Origin of the sequence: Taibaiella koreensis, assembly GCF_003545715.1 — a bacterium.
Taxonomy (GTDB): Bacteria; Bacteroidota; Bacteroidia; order Chitinophagales; family Chitinophagaceae; genus Taibaiella; species Taibaiella koreensis.
On the sequence record NZ_QVNU01000008.1, the window covers coordinates 97,643 to 118,171 of the forward strand.

The 20,529-nt window shown below is 48.5% G+C and carries 15 protein-coding genes; 6 read left to right on the forward strand and 9 right to left on the reverse strand.

The features are described from left to right. Positions 1–86: 86 nt before the first annotated feature. The 4 genes from DZK30_RS22615 to DZK30_RS22630 all read right to left on the reverse strand — a co-directional run bounded on the left by DZK30_RS22615 (position 87) and on the right by DZK30_RS22630 (position 8,865). The gene (locus tag DZK30_RS22615; RefSeq protein ID WP_162903349.1) at positions 87–5,897 is read right to left on the reverse strand and encodes an alpha-2-macroglobulin family protein; all 5,811 of its coding nucleotides are present in this window, start codon (positions 5,895–5,897) and stop codon (positions 87–89) included. A 109-nt stretch (positions 5,898–6,006) separates the two neighbouring features. Further along, the gene (gene porX, locus DZK30_RS22620) at positions 6,007–7,560 is read right to left on the reverse strand and encodes a T9SS response regulator signal transducer PorX (protein WP_118976466.1); all 1,554 of its coding nucleotides are present in this window, start codon (positions 7,558–7,560) and stop codon (positions 6,007–6,009) included. Positions 7,561–7,719: 159 nt separating this feature from the next. Continuing rightward, the gene (locus tag DZK30_RS22625; RefSeq protein WP_118976467.1) at positions 7,720–8,430 is read right to left on the reverse strand and encodes an SDR family oxidoreductase; all 711 of its coding nucleotides are present in this window, start codon (positions 8,428–8,430) and stop codon (positions 7,720–7,722) included. 243 nt (positions 8,431–8,673) lie between these two features. Then, positions 8,674–8,865 carry a hypothetical protein gene (locus tag DZK30_RS22630; RefSeq protein WP_162903350.1) on the reverse strand — a complete coding sequence of 64 codons (192 nt, stop codon included), beginning with the start codon at positions 8,863–8,865 and terminating at the stop codon, positions 8,674–8,676. 431 nt (positions 8,866–9,296) lie between these two features. Here DZK30_RS22630 and DZK30_RS22635 point away from each other — a divergent pair, with 431 nt between their 5' ends. The 4 genes from DZK30_RS22635 to DZK30_RS22650 all read left to right on the forward strand — a co-directional run bounded on the left by DZK30_RS22635 (position 9,297) and on the right by DZK30_RS22650 (position 11,236). Then, positions 9,297–9,548 carry an RNA recognition motif domain-containing protein gene (locus DZK30_RS22635; protein ID WP_118976469.1) on the forward strand — a complete coding sequence of 84 codons (252 nt, stop codon included), beginning with the start codon at positions 9,297–9,299 and terminating at the stop codon, positions 9,546–9,548. 4 nt (positions 9,549–9,552) lie between these two features. Further along, on the forward strand, positions 9,553–9,801 hold the full coding sequence (locus DZK30_RS22640) for a hypothetical protein (RefSeq protein WP_118976470.1): 249 nt from the start codon (positions 9,553–9,555) through the stop codon (positions 9,799–9,801). 196 nt (positions 9,802–9,997) lie between these two features. Further along, positions 9,998–10,270, forward strand: a complete 273-nt coding sequence (locus DZK30_RS22645; RefSeq protein ID WP_118976471.1) for a hypothetical protein — start codon at positions 9,998–10,000, stop codon at positions 10,268–10,270. Positions 10,271–10,477: 207 nt separating this feature from the next. Beyond that, positions 10,478–11,236: an acyl-CoA desaturase gene (locus tag DZK30_RS22650; protein ID WP_118976472.1), complete on the forward strand. Its 759-nt coding sequence runs from the start codon at positions 10,478–10,480 to the stop codon at positions 11,234–11,236. Positions 11,237–11,363: 127 nt separating this feature from the next. Here the strand turns inward: DZK30_RS22650 and DZK30_RS22655 are convergent, their stop codons facing one another. From DZK30_RS22655 to DZK30_RS22675, 5 genes are all read right to left on the reverse strand, one after another. After that, entirely contained in the window at positions 11,364–11,543 is a 180-nt protein-coding gene (locus tag DZK30_RS22655; RefSeq protein ID WP_118976473.1) for a class I lanthipeptide, read from the reverse strand. Positions 11,544–11,718: 175 nt separating this feature from the next. Then, complete coding sequence (proC, locus tag DZK30_RS22660; RefSeq protein WP_118976474.1) at positions 11,719–12,519, reverse strand: pyrroline-5-carboxylate reductase; 801 nt, start codon at positions 12,517–12,519, stop codon at positions 11,719–11,721. Positions 12,520–12,551: 32 nt separating this feature from the next. Beyond that, complete coding sequence (locus tag DZK30_RS22665; RefSeq protein ID WP_118976475.1) at positions 12,552–13,424, reverse strand: hypothetical protein; 873 nt, start codon at positions 13,422–13,424, stop codon at positions 12,552–12,554. A gap of 218 nt (positions 13,425–13,642) precedes the next feature. Further along, on the reverse strand, positions 13,643–15,121 hold the full coding sequence (gene accC, locus DZK30_RS22670; RefSeq protein ID WP_118976476.1) for an acetyl-CoA carboxylase biotin carboxylase subunit: 1,479 nt from the start codon (positions 15,119–15,121) through the stop codon (positions 13,643–13,645). A gap of 42 nt (positions 15,122–15,163) precedes the next feature. Next, on the reverse strand, positions 15,164–16,510 hold the full coding sequence (locus DZK30_RS22675) for a UDP-N-acetylmuramate--L-alanine ligase (RefSeq protein ID WP_118976477.1): 1,347 nt from the start codon (positions 16,508–16,510) through the stop codon (positions 15,164–15,166). 462 nt (positions 16,511–16,972) lie between these two features. On the opposite strand from DZK30_RS22675, the gene DZK30_RS22685 reads away from it, so the two are divergent. Both DZK30_RS22685 and DZK30_RS22690 read left to right on the forward strand, forming a co-directional pair. Then, a complete protein-coding gene (locus DZK30_RS22685) occupies positions 16,973–18,292 on the forward strand; it encodes a M16 family metallopeptidase (RefSeq protein WP_118976479.1) in 1,320 nt (439 codons plus the stop codon). A gap of 85 nt (positions 18,293–18,377) precedes the next feature. Continuing rightward, positions 18,378–20,438 carry a M16 family metallopeptidase gene (locus tag DZK30_RS22690; protein ID WP_162903351.1) on the forward strand — a complete coding sequence of 687 codons (2,061 nt, stop codon included), beginning with the start codon at positions 18,378–18,380 and terminating at the stop codon, positions 20,436–20,438. The last annotated feature ends 91 nt before the right edge of the window (positions 20,439–20,529 follow it).

Genomic DNA, 20,529 nt, shown 5'->3' on the forward strand with positions numbered 1-20,529 from the left:
TCGTTTTGAAATGTACCGGTAAAGGTAAAACTATTTGGTTAAATAGCATGGGAACAAGGCGTTAAACCCATTCCAACTGATAGCACTCATCGTATGCTGATCTTTTTTGGAGGTGTACAACCGTAGAATACAGGAAAATACATTAACTCGGCTTTCGCGGGATTGCAGGTGTAGGTGCCGTCAAATTTAGGCAAAAGATCTACGGTAAAAGTATGATGACCTTTGGCCATAATTTCGCAAAAAATGCTCACACGATCTTTATGGTATTCGCGGTGTGTCTCTCCCGGATAGTATCCACTCTTCTGCTCAAAGGTGCATCCCGCTGGGATAGGGATATCGATCTGAACAAAATCTGCGGCTTTTATTGCGGTTACATCCACCATCATCGTAACAGGAACGCCCGCCGAAAGCTGTGATACGACCTTAGCTTCCTGTCTGAAGGTCGTACTCAGGACGAAATGCTTGCCATCATTCTTCCCGCTCGTGTCCCAATAATTGCAATACCAGGATAGGTAGGCCGGTATCCGGCCCTTTTTCTCAACCACGATCTCAGCTGGACCGTAAATAGTTTTCCGGTAAGGAAATGTGGTCACTGCTTCTTCAATATTGCCGCTGAACCGTAGCCGTGGTTTCAAAGCAGCGCTATCGCTCAGGTTTAGCGCAGGAGCCAAAGCCTCGATGATCTGTGCGCTCTCATAAGTATTGCGCCAGCCCCTGGCGCTCCTTTGCTGTAACAGCCAGCCGATCACTTTGTTATGATCAATAGCGATCGTACTATCGGATAGCAATATTTTCAACGCAGTGGTAGTAGCCATCACTTCATTGCCGAAGACGGTTCGGCTGCTGTCTTGCCAAAAGATATTGCCCAAAAGATCGCTTTGCATCGAAGCCAGCAGCGGCTGTATGGCGTAAGGTAATCCCAATTGTTGCCGCAGCCGTATCAGCTCCAGGCGCAAGGATACCTGAAGCTGCTTTTGCCGCTCTATACGGGAAACATATTTTTCATAGTTGACCTTTAATCCGGCCTGGTACATCAATTGAAGGCTATGGATATCCCGGTAAGTGCTATCCCTTTCCCATATATATTGTATAGGTTGCACCCATTTCTCAATAGCGTCCTGTTCAAGAGTATAACCCCGTTCTTTTGCGGTAACCAATGCTTGCAGCACATGTTGCGAAACCCATTGGATGGTAGCGCCGTTTTCCCACCAACCCCACAGCTTATCCCCGTTTTGCCGTTGTAACAGCAGGGCGATCATATCCTGGACTTTCTTCTGATCCCTTTTTGCCCATTTCTGTCCGAGCGCTTCCATGATATGCTGCTGTTGCAGCGCGGCAATAATCTTCGATGCCAATTGCTCGTTGCATAAATAGGGATAATCTTGTATGAAACCGATCTCTTCCCGGACAATATCCAGCAGAGATGCATTGGCTGTGAGGTAGGTGGTATCATGCGGTTGGCAGCGGATGGTAAAGGTCGTATCTCCGGCCCTGAGCGCGGTGAATCTACCGCGGGCTATGGAAACGCCGATGGGTATGACGGGTAGCTTTGTCTGCTCTCCATCGAAGTAACCTTCGTCCCTTGCGATCTGGTATTTCAACCTGACCGAATCCATAGCAGGGGCGATTACCTGCTGAATGTGATTGTGAAACCGGTTCAACGCTATTGGCTGCCGGCCTACCAACTGGTCCTGCAGAAAGAAGGAGCCAGTAATCTGTTGTGTATCGGGAAGATAACTGACTGATTTACCCAGTATAAAAGCAGTATCTCCCTTAACCAGGAAGGACGGTGCATATAAAGATGCTGAAAGTGGCTTATAGGATTTAACCAGGCCGGTATGACTGCCGGTTCGCCTGCCGCCATCCGTAGCAAATACAAAGGTCTTCCAGGCCGTAATGTCGTCAGGGTAGATTACTTTAAAGCTCACCTTACCCTGCTTGTCCGTTTTGAGATGCGGATACCAGTAAGCATCATCACGAAAGCGATGACGCAGCCCGCTTGCCATCAATGTTTCGGGCATAGCAGCTGGTGGCTGCTCCAGACCTTTTCTTATCTTTTCGGGGAGTGTCGCTCCTTTCCTGATAGTGATCTGCAACACCCCGTTAGCGGCTCTGGCGCCGTAGAGGCTGGTTGTAGCCTTATCCTTAACCAGCGTAATAGAAGCGATGGCCGACAGATCAATAAGCCCCAAGGGACCTGAAAAGATCAAACCGTCGATGACGATAAGCGGAGCATGCGCCTCGTCTGGTTTGAGTTCGAGTTGGGGACTTGTGTTACTATAAGTGATACCTATGCCCATCGCTTGCCCCGAAAGGCTGTTCACGGTGTTGAGCAAAGACGAAAGCGGGTAGGCGCCGGTGGAAGTAATTATGCTGACAGCGCCGGTATAGGACCTCTTATCAACTTTCTGTCCGTAAACTTGTACTTCGCCGATGCTCTGAGAACGACTTTCTTCAAGGGTGATAGCAAACATCTGGGGTGTCGCCGCTATTTCTTTTGTCTCGCAGCCCAGAGCCTTGATTACTAAACGGGGATTCTTAATAGCTTCCGGTATCGCCAGCTGGAAATGGCCGTCGGCATCGCTTACGGTACCAATAGCCGTTGTCGCTACTGTGATCGAGGCGCCGGGAACAGGTTCGCCGAGGCTGTCTATGAGTGTTCCTTCTATCTGCATTGAAGGCCCGTTATAGGTGGCTCTAATATAAGTGTTCAATACCTCATCGACCCCGGGTATGATTCTTCCTTCAGGCTGTTCATAGATATCGGACAACAGCGAATCCATCTTGACTGTATATTTTCCACTTAGTGTATCCAGGCGCCGGAAACGGTAAAAATTGGTGTAGTTGTTCCGGGCCAGTAGCTTACCACTTTTAAGGTAAACATTATGGCTGCTGACAACAATGAGTTCATAAATACCCTCTGGAAGTTTGTTCATCAGGGTTGTCTCGCCCGGGTAGACACGGATAAAGCTGAAATCTCCGGGTTTAATTAAAATGAGATTCAAAGGCTGCCTGAAGGACGTATCAAGATCCAGGGTGATCGTCGCTTTGCCAACCGATTGTTCTCCTGTGAGCTTTATAGGATCACGACGTCTTTTGCGAAGAAGTTCCCGCCGGTAGTCCTTCTCAAGCTGCTCTTCCGTCAATACTTCATCGTTGAGTTGTGGCACCGGTGCATTTATCCTTGGCGGGATAGCCTTTACCCGTGATAGTTCTTTTTGCTTTACGAGGCCGGGAGCAAAATTATAGAGACTGAAAGGCTCAAATTCGAAATTGACAGCGAAACGACCAGCCTGTTTAAATATCCAATACTTCCATACCAGCGGCCCAACTGTTCTGGCAGAATAGCTGTTGGTAAGCCGGATAGCGCTGTGAGACGCCCCATTGCTAAGGCAGGCATTGGTGAAGTATCCGTTACGTGGGTCATAGCCCATTACAAAAGGAGACAATACACTGCGTTCATTGATTGTAAGTGTATCGGGATAGTCTGTTATCGTCAGGGCCGGCGCTTTGGCATCCACGTCAATACTGAAGACATTCCTGACAAAGGGTCTCGCACGAAATTGTGGTATCGTGATCAAATGGCGGCTGGTCCTTACTGTGATCTGGTGCGCGTTGGTATCCGTTTCGAAACTATATGGCAGCTTATCATCAGTAAATCCGTAGTAGACGGGAATGTTATCAATCAGCACGTACAGCACTGGAAGCAGCTTACCACTCTGAACAATAAAAGGAGCGACCTGTGTGATGCTATCTGCAGAAGGCAAATGAAACCGGGGGATAACGCCGGGAGCAGGATAAAGCAATTGGTAATAGGCACCGGTATCGAGTCCCCACCGGCTATGCCAGAACGGGAAGCTTAGCCCTCCTGTACGAGGATAGTTTTCCACCTCTTCAAGAGAAAACCGGCTGAGCGGCTCCCGCTCTTTCAGATATGGTCCCAGGTAGGGCAGGTAAGGCTCTCTTATATGATCTTCATGATCAAATCTCCTGGTATAAGCATACGCTAGTATATCCATGCCTGCGGCAGGCTTGTGTTCCGCATCCGTTGCCGTAATCGTGATCTCCGTTTCTTTACCGGGATAAACCACTGCTGGCTGCGCTACTTCCAGGTTGACCAGTGAGGATGCCAGACCAATATACCTGCTTTTAGATAGCATACGGCCCGACCAGATGTAGCTAATAATCCATTTGTAAGCAATGTTTCTTTTGACCGGAAGTTGTACCGATAACGTTTGGCCGTAGCCTCTTGCTATTTCCTTATTCCCCTCATATAAGTGATAGATCGCCGGTAGCTTCCTCGGGTTGTGTAAGGTAACCAGAAATGAATCTGCCACCTGGTACCAGTCCAGATCCAGGCCATCTTCTTCCTTTTCTGTTTCGAGAAATGTTTCGCCGCAGCTATATTCATAGGCATGAGGGTTAAGGGGAAGCACGCAAGGCAGGTATATAGCAGTGTCCAAAAGTAAATTATCGGATCTGTCAAAAGCCGATACACGCATTTTGTGATCGGGGGACTTCTCCGGACAACTGAACATCACGGAATCATCTAAAAGATCAATGTTTATTTCCTGGTCCATGAAATTGACCCAGTGTTGCTCCACTGTTCTTTCATGTTCACTGTTTTGCATTACCGCATATAGGTTATAGCTGATATTCGCATTGGGAAAAATGCTGTCCGGTATGGCTACTATTTTTTCTCCGTTTTCAATCGCTGTTTGGTAATGCCAAAAGGTATCGGGTAGAAGAAGCGTATCCTGTTCGATTCCGGTTACCCTTTCTGCGATAAGGAATAATTCGGCCTGTGCATCGGGAACAGGCAATTCGTTAGCATCCTTTGCGGTAAGCTTTAGCCGGAATGGCTTTCCTCTTACCTGTTTGCCCTCTTCCATAAGTTCGGCCTTAAAGGCACACCGTTTCAACTCATATTCTTCATAGGCGAACCTGCCCCAGGCAATTGTTGCTGAATCCTTATTTTTTAATTCAATTTTATGGTCCCGGTCTAATCTGATATTCATGCTATCCTGTATCACAAACTGAAATGAATAACCTTCTCCCGGCGCAGCAGGCTTTACTTTTCCCAGATAATAACTATGGTCATTTTCGTCATTTAGCGTTACCCATAAGGCTTTATCCAGCCACTTGTTTTTCCTTTTGTTCAGTACCTGCGCCTTAAATCTTATGGTGTCTCCGGGGCGGTATATAGGCTTACTGAAAAAGAAGTAGCTACCAAACCTGCGCTGCATTTCCCATTCTTGATCCCGATCCTCTTTACGTTTCCGTGCAAACAGGCCTGCTATTGCCCTGACCGGTGTAGCCAGGTATTGGATCGTTGTTTTAGCGGGTGGCTTATCACTCCATCTCCAGTCTTCGGATTTGTTCCGCTCCCGCTTAACGGTATAATAATAGGTCTCACCTTTGAAGCTTACAGCCAGCAAGCCTTTCCGTTTTGTCTTGCCGTGCTTATAGGCTGCTGTTCTAAGATCATAAGGAATAGGCTTCCCTTTCAGCGTAATTACCGCTGTAGTTACGGGCTGGCGCGTCGCTCTGGACGTGAGCTGTATCAACAGATCATCGCCGTCTTCGGGTATATAAATGAGCCATGGCTCCGATGCAATGTAGCGGTACCGTAAAGTATTACCCTCAGCATATACCTGGAGGTAGTGACCATAGGGAAGCGGCAAACTGTCTGAATACTTGGGTACCTGACCTACTAGGTCGTGGAAGAAAGTGGTGTCTCCTGTCTTCAACGGATGCTCCAAAAGATATAAGGCTTCCGCTGAGGTGATGCGGTATAAATAATCAGGTCCGGGTTTGGGTGTAGCGATACTAATGGGCTGAGCCGTGGCAAAGCAATAGCCGAGCAGCAGCGCGAGACTTATCAGGCTGGCTTTCATAGTGGTAGCATTTAAGAGATGCCTCGTATGCATCCTGCTATGAGGACAAGCTGTAACAAAAAAAATACCACATTGTCGTGTGGTATTTTTTGCTATTGTTAGTTATGTCTTACTTACTTTGCATCCGTATTACCGGTACGATCATTTCCTCCAGCGATACGCCTCCGTGCTGGAAGGTATTGCGGTAGTAGTTCACGTAGTAGTTGTAGTTGTTGGGATAGCAAAGGAATACATCTTCTTTGGCAAAGATATACTTGGAGTTGACGTTGGGTTGCGGCAAACCGGCATCATGCGGTGTGGTGATCGCAAACACATCTTTCTCCTCATATTGAATATTACGGCCGTGTTTATAACGCAGGTTAGTAGTGGTCGATTTGTCCCCCACACATTTGCTGGGCGTCTTCACGCGCATGGTGCCATGATCGGTGGTAAAGATCACCTGTATATCCTTTTCGGCGATCTTCTTCAGGGCGCGGAACAGCGGCGAATGCTCAAACCAGCTTACGGTAAGCGAGCGGTACGATTGTTCGTCGCCGGCCAGCTCCTTCAGCACTTCCATCTCGGTGCGGGCATGGGAAAGCATATCCACAAAGTTGTAGACGATCACGGTCAGATCATTCTTCAGGTAATTGTGAATATTATCTTCCATAGTCTTACCATCATCATTATTGGTGATCTTCAGGTACTCCCAGCGAATGTTGCCCATGTTCAGGCTTTTGATCTGGTCGCCCAGGAACTGCCGCTCATACAGGTTCTTACCGCCTTGCTCATCGTCGTTCTTCCATTCGAGCGGATAGCGCCTTTCGATCTCGACAGGCAGCATGCCTGAGAAGATCGAATTACGGCTGTACTGCGTCGAGGTAGGCAATATAGCATAGAACATATCTTCTTCCTGTACGCGGAAGAACTGGCTTACGATGGGTTCTATAGATTTCCATTGATCATAGCGCAGGTTGTCGATGAGCACCATAAAGGTGGATTTGCCTTTTTTAACGTGTGGTGCGATCATCTGGCTGAACAAAGTATGCGACATCACCGGGGTATCGTCGCGCTTGTTTTTGATCCAGTCGATATAGTTGCGGGAAACAAATTTGAAAAACTCGGTATTAGCTTCCGACTTCTGTGTATTGAATACCTCCTGCATTTCGGGACTGTCGCTCTTGCTCATTTCTACTTCCCAATACACCAGTTTTTTGTACAGGTCTTTCCATTCTTCTACATTGGGGCTGCTGTTGAGCGCCATGAAAAGATTGCGGAAGTCTTTCTGGTATTCGACTGTAGTCTTTTCCGATACCAGGCGTTTGCCATCCATGATCTTCTTCAGGGAGAGCAGCACCTGGTTGGGGTTTACCGGCTTAATGAGATAATCGGTGATCTGCGAGCCGATCGCTTCTTCCATAATGTTCTCCGCTTCGTTCTTGGTCACCATTACCACCGGTACGGTGGGATAGGTTTCCTTGATGCGGGAAAGGGTTTCCAGGCCGGTCATGCCGGGCATGCTTTCATCCAGCAAGATCACGTCGGCCTGGTTGCTCTTCAGGTGCTCGAGCACATCATAACCATTGGTGAAAGGCTTTACTTCATAACCTTTGTTTTTCAGGAAAAGGATCTGTGATTTCAACGATTCTATTTCATCGTCTACCCATAAAATTTCTGCTTGCATATAATAAAGCGGTCCTGCGACGCAGGGTTAGATGTTAATTGAAAAAATGTATGAGGTAAAGTTACTGAATAGAAAACAGTTGGGTTATTGTGCTAAACTACAACGAAATAACTGGCTTCTTGTTGCCTTTAACACAAGTTTTTATTTGCAAGCGGCTGGCTATGCGGGTAGGGCAGGGCGCACTTCTATCTTACTGGGAAGCGTACGCGCCGGCATGCGGATGATATCGGCCACGATCTGCCCGATATCTTCCGGCTGTATTTTCCAGGCGTCCTGCGCCGTAACGGTATGGTCGTTGAATTGCGTAGCTACCGATCCCGGCATAATGGTGGTTACCTTAATACCTTCTTTGCGTACATCGAGCATCATGGCCTGGGTAAAGCCCACGAGGCCAAACTTGCTGGCATTGTATGCGGTGCCTTCGGGCAAAAAATTGGCGCCGGCAAGACTGGCGATGGTAATGAAGTAGCCCTGGCTTTGGCCGAGCGAGGGCAGGGTGGCCTTAGCGGTATAAAAAACGCCGGTAAGATTGGTATCGATGGTTTCTTTCCAGGTATCGATAGCGATAGTCTGGATAGGTGCGAAATGGCCCACGCCGGCATTAGCGATCACGTAGTCGATGCGGCCCCATTGCTGCAGGACCTTATCTACTGCCTGCTGTTGTGATGCCAGGTCGCGTACATCGGCTTCCAGGCCGAGCGCATAGCCTTGCCTGATGGCATTAAGCTTTGCAGCGGCTTCCGCCGCATTAGCGCCGGAGCGACTGGTGATGGCTACCTGTATGCCCTGGCGGATGAGGGTTTCGGCCACACCGTAGCCGATGCCTTTGGAACCGCCGGTAATGAATGCTGTTTTTATTGTCTCTGACATTGTTCCTGTAAAAATGGCTTTGATTGAATATTGCTGGTTGCCGGCGTTATTGATGTATTGCCGGCTTAGCTCCTTATGGGCAGATATTGTACTACAAGGATGCTCAAATGTCGCTATTTTTTTTCCGAAGTTTCAGGAAAAAGAAGATAAAATATTTTTATCCCGGATCAGGAGAAATGTGTGCGGGAAAAGAGGATGCCTATATTGATGCGGCAGCGAGATTTTTTTCAGACGAGGCGCCGGTCAATTTTTACTTTTGTCTCCCATTTTGTCTTTAAAATCCTCCAGGAATTTGTCCAGCTTCTTCATCAATTGCTCATCGGTGCGCGCCTGATAATTATTGTGCTTGAGAAATGGCGCCAGCACATAAGTTCTATTGATGTAGCCGGGTAGTATCCTGAAAGAAGTATACTTGGCGAAGTCTATTGTTTTCAATAGAGCCAATAACCTGCACGAGTCCTTCAAGTAGTCTAGCATTCTTACAAGGTACGAAAATATTTTTAAAAAATTTAATATTTTTTCGTAACTTTACCAAATGATAGTAAATAGATGGTACAGTATAATTTTAGTTTGGATTCGTAGATTTTTTAGCAATAATTCGCTTTACGACAAATCTTTCGCCGACATTTTGAAACATATACAATAGCAATGAAGCTACTCGAAAGAGTAGCTTTTTTTATTGGTTTCGATTAGGACAGGTTGCTTTGCACGCAAGGAAATGCACTAAAAAATAAAAGCCTGCTTGTGGAAAAAATTGATTATCTTCACTTGTATTCATTGGCATCTGTCCATCCTGATCCGAACGATTCTTTCCCTTCAGATTTTGCTTCCCTTGCCTCTTTTCGGTTCATCTTTTATCTGGTTCCATGAACATTTTAATCCGTAACCTGGCTGCAATCGCCATACCTAAGCAACTTAGGTATCTATTCGCAGAATTCGGTCTCGTTAATCATGCATTGATCATCCGGGAGGGAATGCTTGCTGCACCCCGCATCTTTGGCCTGGTCATCATGACAAATGAAGCCGATGGTCTGAATGCTATAAAAAAACTGGATCAAAGTAAGTTCATGCAACAAATCATACTGGTCAATCGGGCGCTCCTGATGCCAGCCCTATAACACTATGCCCATAAAAATAACTACCGATCAACAGATAACCCAATTGCTTAAGGGCGATGTTTTACTCAAATGCTTTCCGGAAGGAAAGCCGGATGAAGCTTATGAGATCCGCAATATCAATAGTGCCAACAATATGATAGAGCTGGTAGCACCTGCAGGTATGCGTCCACGGTTTACTTCGCCGGGCGACGTAGCACGCCTTTTTATCAAGTCCGGCCATCTTATTACCGAAGGCGCCTGGTGGCTGCAGTAACGGGACACCCGCGCCGGTCCGATGATTCAAATGCTACGGCCTTCTATAGCTGGAAAGAAAGAGGGCTTATATCCCCTTTCTCATCTCACTGCATGACTATTGTACAGGTTTGCCCGGCCAATGTTTTAAAGTCAGGCAGTAGTTGCGTCCTGTACGCTTTACTCCGGGAAGGGGGTTGCCAAAAATCAAAACAAATATGATGATAAAGAAACTGGAATTCCGGTACAATATTTTAAATAGGTTAACATCCAATGCCCATACAGCCACGTATATGAAAGTGACTTTTGAAGCTATGGTAATAGCCGTACTCGCAGACAAGCTGGCTTTTGTAATAGACAATGGTGGCCACTGCTCGGTACATGTAGACCGGTCGGGGAATCGCTTTACCGGCAATATCATAGGGAGTCCTGCTGTTCGCGATAAGTTCAGGGAAGAAGGATTCAGCAACAAATTTGATCTTAATTTTTAATAGTCGTTATGCTGTGATGGTGCTATGTTCCCATAAAGAACAACTATCATAAGAAACGCCGCCAGTAAAGCAAACAAAGGATTTATAGCTTATCTTTACCGTTCACGAATTCAGTATTCCAATCTTCCGGTTTCCACTTACCAACCCTTCATGAAGTGGCCTAGTAATTAATCCTGTATTCAATTTTCTCATTCATAAATTGATCAAATGATTATCCTCATTTTTTTTGGTGGGCTATGGTATTTATCGCTATTCTCACAAACGTTCTTTCAGCACCGTTATGCGGCACATGCTTCCTTTAAGATGAATAAATTCTGGGAGCGTTTCTTCTTTATTTTCGCTTATATCACACAGGGATCTTCGTATATGAGTCCCAGAGCTTATGCCATCATGCACCGGATGCACCATGCCTACACCGATACGGAAAAAGATCCGCACTCGCCCAGCTTTTCCTCCAATATCTTTACCATGATGTGGCGGACCAAAAAGATCTATGCGGGTATCGTAAAGGGAACATTCCCTGTCGAAGAGCGATTTACCAAGCATCTTCCGGAATGGCCCTGGTTTGACAAGTGGGCGAATTCGGGATTATCCAAAGTAGTATGGGCCATAGCCTATACGACCTTCTTTGTTTTATTTGCCCCTTCACCCTGGTTCTACCTGTTATTGCCTAACGTTATATTGATGGGCGCTTTTCACGGGGCATTGATCAATTGGTTTGCTCATAAATATGGCTACATCAATTTCAAACTGAAAAATACATCCCACAACCTGATCTTTGTCGATCTTCTGATGCTTGGTGAGTCTTACCATAACAATCATCATAAGCGCCCTTCTGCCATAAATTTTGGCAACCGCTGGCATGAAATCGATCCCGTATACCCGATAATACTCTTTCTCAAGTGGCTCGGTATAATAAAGGTGGCCAAAATGCAAACCGTAGGTATCGCACATACGGAGCATTAATACCGCCCGTTGCTATAGGTTCCGGTAAATTTTGAGTTATGTAAAAAGAAAAGGACTGTCTCCTATGCTTGCGTAAGCATAAAGAGACAGTTTTTTTTACGGTATGTGCTCCCCCGTTAAACGGAGATCAACACATGCCTTCGCAACTTACAAAGCCGGTATTTTGCGGCGCGCAGGTCCTGTTGGTCTGGCAGCGGCTAAGTGTGCCGCCTCCGGCTACTACCGCCTGCTGGCGCTGGTTCAATTGGGCCAATGTTTCTTTGTTCAGCGTAAGCTTTGCTTTCAGCGAAATGCCTTTCTTTTTCATAAAAAATAGATGAGTCTGGTAGGCTTCCCTGTCTTTAAACAGATGCTATGCCATGGGAAGATTGTTCAGCATTGTCCGTATCAGCCGGACAATGCCAAAGGTAGCTGGCCGATGTAAAATATAGCATACCGTCTTTCCTGTATATTGAATTACCTGCTTCGCCTGCCGCTTTGCTTTACATATCCGATTGGATCTTTTTATAGCTGGTCACCACGCCGCGGATAAGCGAGGAGCTGAATCCCTGATGCTCCATCTCGTTCAGGCCTGCAATGGTACAGCCCTTGGGCGTAGTTACCTTATCGATCTCCTGTTCGGGGTGGGTATTGCGCGTCAGTAGCAACTCTGCTGCGCCTTTTACTGTTTGCGCGGCGATGAGCGCAGCTGTACGTGCATCGAAGCCGATCTCGATACCACCCTGGATATTGGCCCTGATATAACGCATCGCATAGGCGGTACCACAAGCGCCAAGCACGGTGGCAGCATCCATCAGCTTCTCGTCGATAAAAACGGTCTTACCCAGCTGTCCAAACAATGCCTGCACATAATCGACCTGCCCGTCGCTGGCGCCATCGGCGCAAATGCAGGTCATGCTTTCCCTTATCGCAATCGCGGTATTGGGCATAGCCCTGAAGAGGCTGAAGCCCTCACCCAGCATGCCGCGCAGGTCATGAAGCCATACACCGGTCATTACGCTCACGATCACGTGGCGGCCGGGATCCAATACGGGTTGCAATGTTGCCAGTATCTCTTTGATCTGGAAGGGCTTCACGGCAAAGATCAGCCAGCTTGCCTGCCGTACGGCGGCCAGGTTGTCGTTGGTAATGGTCACGCCTTGCCCGGCCAGGTTGGCCAGGCTCTCGGTATTGCGTTTGGTAACGATCAGCTCCCGGGCGGGTATAAAGCCGCTGCTGATGAGGCCCTCGGCTATGGCAACGCCAAGGTTGCCACCGCCGATAACGGCAACTGTAGTGCTCATAGAAAAATAATTATCGGATAAAGTGTGTGGTGTTACCGCGAGAGGCCGGGCATAATGGCATTGGTAATTTCCCAGTAGCCGTTTACCCATGCCATAACGATCTTAAATGGTCCCTCGATCGTTTCTGTCTCTTTGCTTTCCAACGTGGCATCGTAGCGGATCATACCTTCGGCATAGCCCGGTCCCTGTGGCGCTCCGTCTGCTCCCAGGTCGAAGACAATATTGGTGATCTTGTAGCCCCCATTCTCAAAAGAAAGGTAAGATGCGAAGATATTGCGGATATGCGCTATGAACTGCTCTTTGGTATAAACCACGTTGTTGTCCGAAACGAATTCGTCTGCAAGAATAAAACTCTCCTCGTCCACATGCCGGTCCAGCCACATTTCCAGGAAGTCTTCGGCAATACCCTCAATCGTTAGCCGGTGATTGGGATGGAACTCTTCGTAAATGAAGTGGTTCACCATTTCGGGAATGTCAAACTGCTGGGTCTCGTGCAGGAACAGCTCTTCGGTAATGAATTTGTATTTAAGGCGCGCAGGGTAGCTGTCGCCGTAGTCCACTTCGATATTTTTGTCCCGCATAAATGTTTCCAGGCGCTCAAGCTCCTTTTCGATCTGTTCATCGTTCAGCACTGCGGCATCCTTAAAGTCCTTTGGTTCTCCCAATATCTTATAGATGCTTACCTCTGCGACGCTGTCCAGCTGGCGCTCAAAGGCCAGGATATTGTTGAGAAAGGCATTTTCGACCTCGGGTGGTACATCCTCCAGCCGGTGGATATCGGCGCCGGTCTCGGCCTGTAGCTTGAGCCGCAGCAATTCGTTCTCGATCCTCAGCTGTTCTTCCGGATCGTCACTGAACCGTTCCTCTTCCCCCCCAGGTTCTTTGTACTCATCGTCTGCATTCATAAAGGCGTAATTTAGATGATTGTTGTGTTGCAACGGTTCTGCACAGCATAAAGCTAAAGCATTTGCTTTGCAAATGAAAATTTTCTTTCCGTTAAAAAAGGTTAATCCATACCGGAAGAAAGCCGGATAAGAAATCCGCCGTATGCCCCTGTTATAAGGCCATACGGCGGAATATGGGTTCTAAGAGATACCGGTTGTGCCAGCTCTTTCTACCGGGATCAGTTGCGTTGCATTTTCCATTGCGACACCTTACCACCGCTTGCCGGAGCTTGCGTTTCTTTCTTGCCCTTCTCCCACAGGATGCCTGCCAGCGCCGCGGCTACGGCAGCTTCCTCTTCGGTTTCATGCACAAGGTATTCGGGCTTGAAATATTTGGCAATAAAGTTGGTGTCAAACTTGCCTTCTACAAAGGCTGGCTGGCGTACTGCCCATTTGCCAAAAGCCAACGTTGTCTGGATGCCTTGTATCCGGTACTCGTCTACGGCGCGGCACAGGCGGTCTATCGCTTCATTCCGGTCGCGTCCCCATACGACCAGCTTGGCGATCATCGGATCGTAAAAAATGGGAATATCCATACCTTGCTCATAGCCGTCGTCCACGCGTACACCTGGGCCCTGCGGGCGTATATAGATATTGAGCCTTCCGGTATCGGGCATGAAATTGTCCATAGGGTCTTCGGCGCACACGCGCAGTTCGATAGCATGGCCATTGATATGAAGGTCTTCCTGGCTAAAGGAAAGTTTTTCACCACGGGCTACACGTATCTGCTCTTTCACCAGGTCGATGCCGCTGATCATCTCTGTTACACAGTGCTCCACCTGAAGGCGGGTATTCATTTCCAGGAAGTAAAAGTTAAGCTCCTCGTCTACCAGGAACTCTACAGTACCGGCGCCGTAATAGTTACAGGCCCTGGCTACATCCACGGCACACTTACCCATGGCTTCGCGAATATCCGGCGTGAGGCAGGAAGACGGCGCTTCCTCGATCAGCTTCTGATGGCGGCGTTGTATGGAGCATTCGCGTTCGAACAGGTATACACAATTGCCATGCTGGTCGCCCATCAGCTGGATCTCGATATGTTTGGGCGAGCCCACATATTTTTCAATAAAAACGTCGTCGTTGCTAAAGGCGCTCAGGGCCTCGCTTTTGGCCATGCGCATCTGTTCTTCCAGTTCCTCTGCGCCGTTGACCACACGCATACCTTTACCGCCGCCACCGGCCGAGGCCTTGATCAGGATGGGATAGCCCACCTTCTCGGCAATGGTACGCGCCTCCTCATAGCTTTCCAGGGGCTTGTCGGTACCAGGTACCATGGGTACATTGAATTTCTGTGCTGCCTGTTTGGCGGCGATCTTGCTACCCATGATCTCGATCGAGTGAGCCGAAGGGCCGATGAAGGTAAGCCCGGCATCTGCTACCGACTTTGAAAAGGCAGCATTCTCGCTCAGGAAGCCATAGCCGGGATGTATGGCGTCGGCGCCATAGGCTTTGGCCACTTCAATTATTTTATCGGCGCGAAGATAAGACTGCGCCGAGGGGGCGGGCCCAATGCAGACCGCTTCATCGGCATAGGCCACAAAAGGCATATTGCGGTCCGCTTCAGAAAAAACAGCCAGCGTTTTTATTCCCATCTCTTTTGCAGAGCGCATTACCCGCAGGGCAATTTCACCACGATTGGCAACTAAGATTTTATTCATTGATCGTTATTGTTGTATAGTATGCTTAAAAAGATAACCGGATCAGAAAGATGCGAGGTCCATGCCTTCAAAGGTACCCGAGCTCATCAGCAGCAGGCACACGGGCCGGTGGCTATTGCCAACCGCACTCCTGATCCAGGCTTCCAACGCAGCCCGGTCTTCGAATACGGAAAGGCGTTCATTGGCAAAATGGCGGCGCACCTCGGCCGGATCGAGCGAAGGCAGCCCTTTGAGCTGCAGCGCATGCGCGCTGAAAAATACGGCGCCCTCATCGGCAGGGTCCATGGTATGGGCATACTCGCTGAGGAAAGTGCTATTGAGGCTGCTGAAGGTATGCAGCTCAAAACAGGCCACCAGCTTATGCTCCGGGAAGCGGTCCCGTACAGCGCTCAGCGTTGCTTTCAGCTTGGAGGGTGCATGGGCAAAATCGCGGTAGGCGATAAATTCCTCTCTTTCCACGATCTTTTCCAGCCGGCGGGCGGCGCCGCTGAAGCCTGCGATGGACCGGTAAAAGGCGGCATCCGAAACACCCAGCGTATTGCACACTTTACGGGCGGCTTCCATATTCTGCAGGTTATGGCTGCCAAAGATCTGCAGGTTTACCTTTCCCTCCGAAGTGGTGAGCACAACGGCATTGTCGGTTATCCTGAAATTGGGCGTTACATAGGGCATCAGCTTGAGATGGGCCGCTTCCTTTCCCACCAGGGAAACGACCTCTTTATCTTCTGCGTTATAGATCAATACGCTGCCCTCATCCATTTCCCTCAGGTAGATCGCAAATTGCTCTTTATATTGTTCAAAAGTCGGAAATACATTTACATGATCCCAGGCAATACCGGTGAGTACCGAAATCTGGGGATGATAGAAGTGGATTTTTGGACGCTTCTCGATCACCGAGGCAGGATATTCGTCGCCTTCCAGGATAATGACCGGCGCGTCTGATATGCGCACGGAATGATCGAAGCCCTCTACACGGGCGCCCACCAGGTAGTCAAAATCCACTTCCTGGTCGCGCAGCACGTGCATGATCATGGAGGTGGTAGTGGTTTTACCATGGCTACCGGCAACCACAACCCGCTTTTTATCCCGGGAAACTTCGTACATATACTCGGGAAATGAGTAAACTGCTATACCGGCTTCCCTTGCTTTTTTCAATTCCGGGTTGTCTTCTTTAGCGTGCATACCCAGAATAACGGCATCGAGCGCGGTAGTTATCTTTTCGGGAAACCAGCCCTGGGCCGGGGGGAGAAGGCCATAGTGGCTGAGATTGGTGCGGGCAGGATCGGTAATCTCGTCGTCGCTTCCGGTAACAGTATAACCTTTCCGGTGCAGGGCTATTGCCAGTTGATGCATAATAGCCCCACCCACAGCAATAAAATGTATGTGCATTATTAAATTTTGTATTAATTTCGTGCAAAAATAATAACCGTTTACCTAAACGGGATTTTTATTTATTATTGCAGCAAAGTACCAACAACAATTTTATATAAAATTATTCTGGAAATGAAAAAAATGAACAAATTCTGGAGCGCGGCCATAGTGGGTGCCCTGTTATGTTTGATGATGCAATCCTGCGCTTCCTCCCGCAATAAATACGGATGTCCCGAAAGGATCCAGTCATTTGTATCGTTGCTTTCCGTCAAGTAACGTTTATACCATACCCTGTCTGTACAATACTAAAGAAGCTGATGCTGTTTTCCGTTAGGGAAAGCAGCATTTTTCATTGTATTACGGCCAATTTGTTAATTAGTGCAAATAAAGAATCCTACACCCTTGAATTCAATAAAACGGTGTGAAGCTTAATTTCCTTATTCTGTTATCTTTGCGTGAATTAAAACAAAATCAAATTACATGAAACGTTTTTTCTTCAGTGCTGTTCTTCTCGCGGCCGGCACGTTCTCGGCCTCTGCGCAAGAGGGGAATATCAAGTTCACCGAGTACGATCTGCCCAACGGGCTGCACGTGATCCTGCACGAGGATCATACGGTGCCCATTGTATCGGTATCGGTGATGTACCACGTAGGCTCCAAGAACGAAGACCCTTCCCGTACCGGGTTCGCCCACTTTTTTGAGCACCTGCTTTTTGAGGGCTCCGAAAACATACAGCGGGGAGAATACAGCAAGCTGGTCCAGAACAACGGCGGGGTACTGAACGCCAATACTTCCCAGGACAGGACCTACTACTTCGAAGTGTTGCCTTCCAACCAGCTGGAGCTGGGCCTGTGGATGGAATCGGAGCGTATGCTGCATGCCAAGATCGACAGCACCGGCATCGAGACGCAACGTAAAGTAGTGAAAGAGGAAAAAAAGATGCGCTACGACAACAGCCCGTACGGTATGTGGCAATCGCTGATATTCGAGAACGCTTATACCAAGCATCCCTACCGCTGGACACCCATAGGCAAGGAGCAATACATCGACCAGGCGAAGGCCAGCGAGTTCATGGATTTCTATAAAACGTTTTATGTACCCAATAATGCCGTACTGGTAATTGCCGGCGACATTAAGCCCGAGCAGGCCAAAGAATGGATCGGTAAATACTTCAGCGATATTCCCAAAGGCACCGGTACCATACCCCGTCCCACCGCAGTGGAACCGCAGCAGACCAAGGAGAAGCGTGTGCGTTACAATGCCAATGTACAGTTGCCGATGGTGGTGCTGGCTTACCACGCTCCTAAAATGGGCACAGACGATATGTATGCGCTCGAGCTGCTGAACCAATTGCTGTCGCAGGGCGCCAGCTCCCGTCTGCAGAAACAGGTAGTAGATAAGGATCACAAAGCTGTACAGGTGGCTGCCTTTAACTTCCCGCTGGAAGATCCGGGCCTGGTGATTACCCTGGGCATCGCCGCGCAGGGCGTAGACGCCTCCGACCTGGAAAAGGCGATGAAAAACGAGATCGATAAAGTAAGGGAAAACCTGATCAGCGAAGCGGAATTCAAGAAGCTGCAGAACCAGGCCGAAAACGGCTTTGTATCGCAGAATGCCCGCATCTCCGGCATTGCCGAATCGCTGGCCACCAATTATACTTATTTCCACGATGCCAATCTTATCAATACCGAGTTGGGCCGTTATCAGAAGATCACGCGCGAGGACCTGAAGAGGGTAGCGGGAAAATACTTAACCAAAGATAATTGCGTGGTGCTTCAATATGTGCCGAAAGGACAGTAAGCGCGATAAGCAACCGATATATCAGAATCAGGGGGAAAACAGGAATGCATCCTTCCCTTATATTTTAAAAAATGATCCTTTAAAAATGAAAAAGATATTTTTCTCTATAGCCGCTTTATCGCTGTTCACTGCCGTGCAGGCGCAGAAGCTGGACAGAAGCATTCGCCCGAAGCCGGGCATCGCACCGGAGATCAAGCTGGGCGACGCGGAAACGTTTACCCTGGACAACGGGCTGAAAGTATTTGTGGTAGAAAACCATAAGCTGCCCGCTGTTACCTATTCCATCATCCTTGACATACATCCCGAGTCTGAAGGAAATAAAAGCGGCATGCATGATATGGTGGGTGAGCTGATCACCAGCGGCACCCAGGGCCGTTCCAAAGACAAGTTTGACGAAGAGACCGATATGATCAGCGCCAACATCGGCGCCAGCAACGAAAGCATCTATGGCCGCTCGCTCACCAAATACCAGGACCAGATGCTGGACCTTATGAGCGATGCCCTGCTGAATGCCAATTTTCAGCAGAAAGAGCTGGAGAACCTTAAAAAAAGGGCGCTTTCAGGCCTGGACGTAAGCAAGACCGATCCCGATGATATGCTACACAATGTAAGCAGCGTGGTGAATTACGGTACCAACCATCCTTACGGACAGGTGACTACCGAAGAAACGATCAACAACATTACGCTGGCCGACTGCAACGGCTATTATAAGAAATATTTCAGGCCCAATGTGGCTTACATGGCTATCGTAGGCGATATCAACCTGGCGAAAGCAAAGGAAATGGCCGAGAAATATTTTAGTAAATGGCAGAAAGGTGAGGTGCCCCGCAGCGAATATCCATCTGTTACAGCGCCGGCCAAAACCCAGGTAGACTTCGTACCCCGCGACGGCGCCGTTCAGAGCACTGTAAGCATTACTTACCCGGTCGACCTTATGATAGGCACACCCGATGTGATCAAGACCCGTGTAATGAACCAGGTGCTTGGCGGCAGCTTCCAGCGCCTCGACCACAACCTGCGCGAAACCCACGCCTGGACCTATGGCTCCAATTCGTCGATCTCATCCGACGACATTGTGGGTAATGTAGATGTGAATGTACAATGCCGTAATGAAGTAACCGACAGCTCAATTGTTGAGATGATGAAAGAGATGGAGACCATGCGCAGCACACCACTGACGCAGGACGAGCTGCAAGGTGCCGTTAACTTCATCAGCGGCGTATTTGCCCTCGGCCTGGAAAATCCGCAGACCATAGCCCAGTACGCGATCAATATCGAGCGCTATAAAATGCCGAAGGATTACTACAAGAATTACCTGAAGAACGTGAGCGCCACCACTACAGGCGATATACAGACAACCGCCCAGAAATACCTGAAGCCCGGGAATGCACATATTGTTGTGGTGGGTAATAAAAGCGAAATACCCAAGCTGAAGAAATTTGGTGAAGTAAAATTCTATGACAATTACGGCAATCCCACTACCGTTACCGAGTCCAAAGTGATCGACGGCGTGGGCATCGACCAGGTGCTGGACAAATACATCAACGCAATTGGTGGTAAAGCGGCCATCGAAGGCCTGAAAGACCTCTCTGTGGTTTCGGCCGTTAACGATGGCGGACGGGAATATACCCAGAGTGTAGTGGTGCTTTCTCCCGGCCGTATCAAGCAAACTATGTCGGTTGATGGACAGGTGATGCAGAAAGCGGTGATCAATGGCGAGAGTGGATATGTGGAAGGCGGCGGCCAAAGGCAAAATCTTCCTGCAGAAGCCATAAAGGAATTCAAGCCCGATGCTGATCTGCAAATGCTGCTGCATCCCACGCAACTTGGCGTTTCTTTTACCCTGCTAGGTAAGGAAATGGTCGATGGCAAAGAAGCCTACAGTGTAGAGCGTATCGAAAATGACGGACACAAAAAGACGGTACAGTCCTACGATGCCGCTACAGGATTACTGTTCAAAGAAGTGGTAAGTACTAACGAAGGCGTTAAGTCCAAAGTGGAGATCAAGGTCCTTTCCGATTACCGCGAGGTAAAAAATGGCAACGGCTTCAAAATTCCTTTTGAAACCAAGAGCCTGACCGGCGGCGGCGAAAAGGTAGCGACTGCAAAAGCCAACAGCGGCGTGAAAGAAAGCGAGTTTAAATAAGCAGAGCTGACTGTCCGTATATAGGAAACATTGGATCAGCCTGCCTTTCTTTGCGGTTGCTGAGCCTGTCAAGGCATCATTGCATTGTTGC